Below are 8,223 nucleotides of genomic sequence, written 5' to 3'. Positions count from 1 at the left end.
TTAGTTTCAATCATCCCGAGTGCCTCAGTAGTATTTGCCATTCCCATTTCCTTTCAATATTTATTAAATAAAAGATTTACCTGCAGTATCGTAAAATTATTCTGCTTGTGGAAGAATCGACTCGACCATCCCATCAGGACGAGGTATAACGTGAACGGAGATAAGCTCACCCACACGTTGAGCAGCAGCTGCACCAGCATCGGTAGCAGCTTTCACAGCTCCAACATCACCACGCACGAAGACTGTAACCAGGCCACCGCCAACCCGCTCTTTACCAATCAACCTAACATTTGCCGCCTTAACCATTGCATCAGCAGCTTCAACAGATCCAACAAGTCCTTTAGTTTCAATCATCCCGAGTGCCTCAGTAGTGTTTGCCATTCCCATTTCCTTTCAATATTTAAATATTTATAAATATATTTATTTAACTATTTCAACTATTGATCCATTTTTAATATGGAGGGCATTTGCTTCTTCAGTATCAATATGGCAATCAAGAGCTCCTGATTCATTGGCTCTTATAACCACATTATCTAACCGACCACCACGTATCCCACCAAATTTAATTGAAACAACTTGGCCATCATGAAGTTCACGCCTATTCGCATCCTCTGGTGTCATATGTATATGACGCGCAGCGACAATAACTCCTTCGGACAAAACAACAGTACCTTTAGGACCGCAAAGGGTAATGCCAGGCGTATCATTTAAATGCCCGCTTAGCCTAATGGCTAAAGGAATACCTAACTTAAAAGTATCTCCTGCTAAGACTTCAACCTGAGTTTGAGAACGCACTGGGCCAAGTACTCGAACTTTCTCAATAACACCCTTAGGACCAACAAGCGTCACACATTCCTTTGACGCAAACTGCCCTGGCTGAGAAAGATCTTTAATAGGCGTAAGCTTATATCCCTCTCCAAAAAGTTCACAAAGGTGCTCTTTAGAAAGATGGATATGCCGTCCAGAAACACCTACCGTAATAGGAGGAAGATCTTGCTCGCTGTGCAGCAAGTTTTGTAGATCATTTTTAGTCCATAGCCCTTTATCCACAGCTGCAGACACAACATGTTCGATTTGATCAGCCGTAAATAATGGCTTTTTTTCGTTCATAACAGAGAGAGGGATAGATTCACTAGGCTGCTTGCTCACTATATTTTGGCCTAATGTATCTCCCCCTTCAGAACTCAAAGGTTCTTTGGCAACAGCCTTTGTTGATAAAAATTCATTTGTTTCAGGTCCGCGTAGAAGAACTACACCATTTTCCCGTGCAATATCTTCTGCTTGGGCAGTGACAATAGTATTACCATCAACTTTTAAATCTTCATGCTTTTCCATTGCAGCCAATATATCTCTTGCACTGATTAGTCTCTTCATTTGGACCTCCCTTCTCTAAAGCTCAACGTCTTCATCAATAATTCCTACAATCACGGCATCAATAGGCGCATTCTTACTAAATTCATTACGCATAAATAAATAAGCAGCTGCCCCAGTTGTAACTAAAACTCTATCGCCCAAACCTGCGCTAATAGTATCAACGCAAATAAGTTGTTTTCCCTTATCATCTCCGGTTAGCACTTCAACTCTCATGAGTTTTGAGCCATTGAGCTCGTCATATTTCCGAGTTGCCCATATAGATCCGATAAGCTTACAAGCAATCATGGATATCGCCTTTATCACTTTTAATCTTGTAGAGACACTCCAACACTTCTGAAGTTTCCCCTGCAATTGCAAGGAGTACCATGTTTTGTGGACAAGAACCTCTTACGTCAGTTACAGCCACTCCCGCAGTTTTCTCAGCAATATCACTTGCGACAACCATCTCGATCATCTTGCCTTGAATAAGTCCAAGAGCACTAGGCAGAAAATTCTTATCCCAATGAGCACCGCTTCTCTGATTAATTATTAACATTGTTCCAGGCGTAGGATTTTTAATGATCTTGATATCAATCATCGGAATTCTCCCGTGCTTTATACAGACAGCCAAGCGAAATACCCATGGGAGTGACAAACATAGGGTGATTAGGTTTAACTACAGAAATACCTAAACTTTTTTGAACGCGATCTTCGATTCCTGAAAGTTCAGATGTACCCCCAACTAAAACAACTTCTGGTACATCGTGACCGCTGCAGGCATTACGAATTATTGTTGATATTTTATCAATTGTAGGCCCAACAACCGGCAGCACCTCTGCATGATGTTTAGGATCACGTTTATAGATTTCTGCATCATCAAAAGAAATACCTTTAGCGCCAGCTAGTACAAGGCTAAAGTGGGTTCCCCCTGTTGATTCATCTATACAATCTACAATCTTTCCATTTTCAAAAACTGAAACTCCAGTAGTGCCACCACCGATATCAACAACAGCGCCATTCTTTATACCAATTACAAAATTTGCAGCTGTAGGCTCATCAAAAACAGCTATGCAATCAAGTCCAGAGCTTTCGCATACATTACGTACAGCTCCACCATCAAGAATCTCAGTCCCAGGGGGTATCGCTACTGCTCCACACTGGAGCTCTGTATTAAGTTCAATTTCAATCTTTCTTTTAAGATTTTTGGCGATGTCGCAAGCACCAATGTAATCTACAACCATTCCATCTCTAACAACATCTGCAAACTGATACTTACACGCTACAGGATTTCCAGAACCATCAACTACAACAAGAACAATAAAAGCAGTGCCTATATCCAACCCACAAAATAATTCAACATCCTTATCAACTTTTATTGGATGATCAACAGTGTCAAGTACTTCTTGCAGCTTGTCATTTGCATTGTCGAGATCTACCATGCGTTACATCGCCTCCTTTGCTTTATCAATAGATTCATTAATTGCTTCAGACAATTTTCCACAGATACCTGATGCCTCACAGATCCATGCGCTTACTGCTTCTAAATCAGAGCTAGCGACATGCGTCTTTGCATTCTTCCAAACGCCTATATATTTAGCTATCTTCATGTAAAGCACGCTAGCCTCAAAATAAATGGGGTGAATTCTAGCATCAAGTAACGGCAGTGGTGTGTTTTCCGGAAGAGCTGGATCAATCACTTTATTTGACCCGTCAGCAGCAAAGTCGCTTACAACACGGGCCCCAACCCATCTTTTGCCGAGTTCATCGCAACTATATGCTAATACATTATCAATACTTAATGCATTTCTAGAAAACAGTCTTAGCTCAGAACCCAATAAATGCGTATCTACGAGAAGCGCGTCTACATCTATATATTGAGATTTTGCTACTGAGAGTTCTGCTTGATTATCAATTATATTGCTGCTTTTACTCTCAGTATTAGTGTTGAAAGTAATCCTAAAGTCATTTAAAAACTGTTTTGCACTTGGCGTTAGTTTAGCATCAGGGGGAAGTTCATAAGTACTATATGGCTGATGAGCATACCTGTCACGGAGTTCACCTTCTGTTATATAATGCATTTCTCTCCTCCTCTCTATTATCTTGTAATAATTTTTATTAATTCGCTTTGGTTGCTTGCATTCCCCTCTAATGCCTTATGAGATTTACATTGAAATCGGCATCTTTGATCCACATTTCTATGCAATTAAGATCATCATCACTAAGTGAGGGGTCATCTTTAATTTCATAATTGCGTCCCAAAGACTGATACTTACCAACACCAAGCTTGTGGTAAGGTAAAAGATCAACTCCATCAAAATTCTTTTGGTAACGATAAGGCTTAAAATATTTAATTACCTTGTCAATTTCTTCTTTAGAATTATTGACTCCCTTGAGCAGGGGCATCCTCACGCGAACGTTATAACCATTCTCTAGAAGCCACTTCACATTGCTCAATATTTGTTCGTTGTTGACTCCTGTCCAATACTTATGCTTTACAGGATCCATTTGTTTAATATCAAAAAGGAAAAGATCAACGTACTGCGCTACTTTCTTTATCACTTGCAAAGGTGCATAACCACAAGTTTCAATTGCAGTACTGTATCCTCGGGATTTAGATTCCATAAGAACAGCAATTGCGGCCTCAGGTTGAGCTAGAGCCTCTCCTCCTGTAAGAGTTATGCCGCCGCCAGACATACGGTAAAAATCCTTATCCTGGTCAAAAAATTCAATAATCTCTTCTATACTACGATCTTCACCCATAACCTAAAGCGCTATATAAGCATGCTTTTTCGCATTGACAACAACCAATGCACTGAATATCGCGGTCAACTATATGCTTATTATCGTGAAGCTTATGTACATGAACAGGACAAACCGCAACACAGGCACCACAATTTACGCAGTTATCTTGTTTAAACATGATTTCATACCCCTGATGTTGACTCTCAGGATTTGAGCACCATTTACACCTTAGAGGGCAACCCTTGAAAAAAGCATTGGAGCGAATGCCCGGGCCATCGTACATATTGTACTTTTGGAAGTTAAAAATACGAGCTTTACGCTCCGGAACTTCCTTCTCTTGGCCCATCATTCCTCCTTTCAATATTTTAAATTTCAATTTTATTAACGGACTAGATGCAAAATTAGTATTAAGCTCAAACTTTAAATTAATTAGAAATGGGTCAGCATGGTACGACTAATAATTTCATCTTGAACATCCTTACAAAGTTCATTAAAGAACGCACTATAACCTGCTACACGCACAACAAGATCACGGTGCTTTTCAGGATGTTTTTGAGCATCGATCAATGTCTCATTATCAAGATAGTTAAACTGCATTTGGCCGTTACCAAACATTGACGCAGTTCGCAGCAAGGTAATAAGACCATTTGTTCCCTCAGGAGTATCAAGAATCCCACTCATCAACTTAAAGTTATGGACCATCCCTATATTCATTGAGTCATTCGGAAGCTTAGAAACAGATTTGATAATTGCAGTGGGACCATTATGATCAGCACCTTGGCTAGGGCTAATTCCATCAGAAAGAGGAGTGAAGGCCTTACGACCATTTGCTGAGGCACCTGTCATCTCACCAAACGGTGTATTGTTAGATATTGACAAAGTCCCTACGGACATATGAGAATACAGCGTTCTAAATTGAACATGTATATGCTCGGTATAGTATAAAAGATCAGCCGCAATTTTGTCAGCGTAGTCATCATCATTGCCATACTTAGGAGCATTAATACAATCCTGTTGAATTTGCTCGTAGCCTACAAAGTCAGCACGAAGTGCCTCATTTAGTTGATCAAGGGTATATTTATGTTCATCAAAAACTAGTCTTTTTATAGCTGCCATTGAGTCCGTATAAGTTCCAAGCCCTGTCCATACAACTCCAGGACCATAGTTATACATAGCGCCACCAGAGGAAACGTCCTTCCCCTTTTCCATACACCCCTCAAACATGATTGACATAAGAGGCTTCGGAGCAACATCTCGAGCAACTCGTTGAGAAATAACTGTCATCACATCTGTCCATTTGGTGACGTAATAAATAGTTTTCTTGACAGCAGCATCAAACTCTTCAAAAGTCTTGTATTGCGTTAGATCACCGAGGTCAGGTGCGACTTGTTTTCCATACCAAAGATCAACACCATGATTAAGCGTTAGCTCTATACAGATTGGCCATTGAGTATAAGAAGTAGATGTCCATTGATACAAACGCCCAGACTTTTGAGGCTCAACACAACCCATCATGCAATAGTCACGTGCATCCTCAACTGAAACACCCTTAGCAAGCATCATTTTTATATGTGTATCATCAAAGTGACAAGCAGGAAATCCCATCCCTGCTTTTACTAAATCTACAATTTTACGAAGATACTTTTCAGGCGACTTATTATGAATACGGCAAGCAATTGTTGGCTGATATATTTTTACATGACGGGCTGCATCCATAAGTAGGTAAGTGAGATCATTACAAGCATCCTCACCTTTACGGGTAATACCTCCAAGCGTCATATTAATGAACGGTTGATATCCGGCAAAGAATTCAGATTGCGAGCGCGAGGTGAGCCACATAATTTCGCTTAACTTGATGAACATACAACCAGCAATATCAAATGCCTGATATGGTGTAAGACGCCCGGCTTCAACATCAGCCTTATAAAATGGATACATATATTGATCAACACGGCCAATAGACATACCAGTTTGATTTTCTTCAACGGGAAGTAAAGACTCAATAACATATACTGACTGCATGGCCTCCCAGAAACTACGAGGCTTATGAGCAGGCACATGAGCTAGAATCTCGGAAATATCTTCCAATTCATGTTTCCGTGCAGAATTCTGTTCAACATCAGCTTTTTGCTTAGCGTAATCACTTAAACGTTTTGCATATATCATGACACCTTCGGTGGTATCAATCACAGACTTGTAAAAATATATTTTATCTAGCTCTTCCGGATTAGCATAATCCAACTCAGAAAGATGCTGTTTGGCTTCCTTCTGGATATCAAGCATGCCTTTTTTCATAAGGATGACATCATATCCTGGGTTGGAATCTCCACCACCACTCATAGCATGATAGGAGCAATCAGTAACAAATGACTCTCCAGAAAGTTCCCATGCACCACATTCGCGATATTGATCTTCACAAATCTCATCTTGTGATTTCCCTTCCCAGAATGGGAAGAGTACTTCTTTACAATACTGTTTATCCTCTTCTGAGATGTAAAAAGGATCTTGAGGCCGTGATCCAATTGTATCAAGCTCATCACGAAGCCAGCGCCATGCTATATCTGGTGAGAATGCACCAGCTCGTGGTGCACCGCATGGGGCACCAACAATAAGCTCATCATCTTGAATTACAAGTGGTGCAGTTTCGCAACAATGGCGGAATGCCTTAGCACGTAATTCAATCCGCGGCATGCCTGGATTTTCTTCCATAACTTCGGTAACCGCACGAGCACGATAAGTTGTAATGCTCGGTGTTTGATTGATGAAGTTATCCTTCAAGCGAACCTGACGCGCCGTGGGGCCCTCCGGAACCTCATAGGATTTATTTGTATCTTTTTCCGATACTGGAGTACTACAAATAGGCTTATCAAGTTGATCAGAAACTTTTTCAAACATCTGCTTAACAGTTGCGCGTTCCTCATCACTCATTTCTTTAGTGGCTTCTGAGAGTCCTTTAGCAAACTCTTTTATATCCATTTTCACTCCTTTTCTTGACTATTTCTCATGGTCTCTAGAACACTGGAGAACCAGTCAACCGGCTCATTTAAATGATCTTCATTATCTGAAGGAAGAGTTTTCTGTGCTGTATCTACAGCCGCTGTAGAGCCATATTGAGCAGCACTATTAAGCAAAGCATGAGCGTCTTTACTTGTTTCAATACCAATCAGACGCTTTCGTATAAAAGTGCTGTAAGCTACACCAAGCTCAGACGAAGTAGCAAAATTCCATCCTGTAATAGTTAGTGTCTTAGGCAAATCTGAGTGGTAACCAATACTACCAAGTCCAGTACTTACGTTCACTAAAACTCGTGCTACAGGCTTTCTAATTACAAATTGTTTTACAACTTCAGGATCATTGGAAAAAATTGATAGAGCATTGCCGCAACCACTACTTAAAATAAGTTCAATACACTTTTCACAAGCATTACGCCAATTCTCTTCAACATAATATGAAAGGACAGGCCCATATTTAGCTTTGGCATAAAAACTTTCTTTACTAACGTAGGGCTTTTTTATTACAAGTACACTCGTTGATTCAGGTACTAATACATCTATACGGCGTGCAAGCTCAATTGCAGATTTTCCAATTAACTCACGATATGGCTGACCATTTTCCTTAAAAAGTACTTTTATCAGTCTTGTTGCTTCCTTATCTGAGAGAAAGTAACAACCATTTTTCTTAAGTTCTGTTTGAACTTGTACATCAATTGATGACTCGACTACTATAGACTGTTCGGCCCCCGGCAACATCCCATAACAGAATGATTTACCTGCAACAATTTCTCTTGCACACTCAGCAATATCAGCTGTAGCTTCTATAAAGACTGGATTATTCCCTATGGTTGCGTAATAAACATCTTTGCCAAATATTTTATAAGGGTGTTCTAAAAAATTTTCACGAGAATCTATTACAACCTTTACAGAAGTCTGATTGCAAACCCATTGCTCACCTTCTAGAGAAAAATGGTTAATGTAACCAATTGCATCCAAAGGATAGTGACAGGAACTTGCAATTTCCATCACATCATCTAAAACAGCTTTACAAGTTTTATGAATTCTCATATCGGCTGAAAAGATAATAGGGCTTTTAGATTGGACCGCAAATATAAGCTGACTGATCAAAGTTGGA

At 40.0% G+C, this 8,223-nt stretch carries 7 protein-coding genes and 2 pseudogenes; all 9 read right to left on the bottom strand.

Features of this window, described 5'->3' with window-relative positions; translation table 11 throughout:
• Window positions 1-96 precede the first annotated feature (96 nt).
• Window positions 97-381 (bottom strand): BMC domain-containing protein, encoded by a 285-nt coding sequence (locus Q7P22_RS05995; protein WP_303861921.1) that lies wholly within the window; start codon window positions 379-381, stop codon window positions 97-99.
• A 39-nt stretch (window positions 382-420) separates the two neighbouring features.
• Entirely contained in the window at window positions 421-1,050 is a 630-nt protein-coding gene (locus tag Q7P22_RS05990; RefSeq protein ID WP_369695498.1) for a phosphate propanoyltransferase, read from the bottom strand.
• Between the two features lie 339 nt (window positions 1,051-1,389).
• Window positions 1,390-1,659, bottom strand: a complete 270-nt coding sequence (locus Q7P22_RS05985) for a EutN/CcmL family microcompartment protein (RefSeq protein WP_303861918.1) — start codon at window positions 1,657-1,659, stop codon at window positions 1,390-1,392.
• Complete coding sequence (locus Q7P22_RS05980) at window positions 1,646-1,951, bottom strand: BMC domain protein (protein WP_369695497.1); 306 nt, start codon at window positions 1,949-1,951, stop codon at window positions 1,646-1,648. The genes Q7P22_RS05985 and Q7P22_RS05980 overlap by 14 nt, the downstream gene beginning before the upstream one ends.
• Window positions 1,944-2,792, bottom strand: coding sequence for an ethanolamine utilization protein EutJ (gene eutJ, locus Q7P22_RS05975; protein WP_303861915.1), 849 nt, complete (start codon window positions 2,790-2,792; stop codon window positions 1,944-1,946). The genes Q7P22_RS05980 and eutJ overlap by 8 nt, the downstream gene beginning before the upstream one ends.
• 3 nt (window positions 2,793-2,795) lie before the next feature.
• Window positions 2,796-3,431 carry a hypothetical protein gene (locus tag Q7P22_RS05970; protein ID WP_303861912.1) on the bottom strand — a complete coding sequence of 212 codons (636 nt, stop codon included), beginning with the start codon at window positions 3,429-3,431 and terminating at the stop codon, window positions 2,796-2,798.
• Between the two features lie 67 nt (window positions 3,432-3,498).
• A pseudogene (cutD, locus tag Q7P22_RS05965) lies at window positions 3,499-4,444 on the bottom strand (choline TMA-lyase-activating enzyme).
• An 80-nt stretch (window positions 4,445-4,524) separates the two neighbouring features.
• Complete coding sequence (gene cutC / locus Q7P22_RS05960; RefSeq protein WP_303861909.1) at window positions 4,525-7,071, bottom strand: choline trimethylamine-lyase; 2,547 nt, start codon at window positions 7,069-7,071, stop codon at window positions 4,525-4,527.
• Between the two features lie 2 nt (window positions 7,072-7,073).
• Window positions 7,074-8,223, bottom strand: a pseudogene (locus Q7P22_RS05955) (hypothetical protein); the annotation flags it as partial.

Source organism: Alkalibaculum bacchi (assembly GCF_937875145.1).
Lineage (GTDB): Bacteria > Bacillota > Clostridia > Eubacteriales > Alkalibacteraceae > Alkalibaculum > Alkalibaculum bacchi_A.
This window is presented reverse-complemented; position numbering and strand designations above follow the sequence as displayed.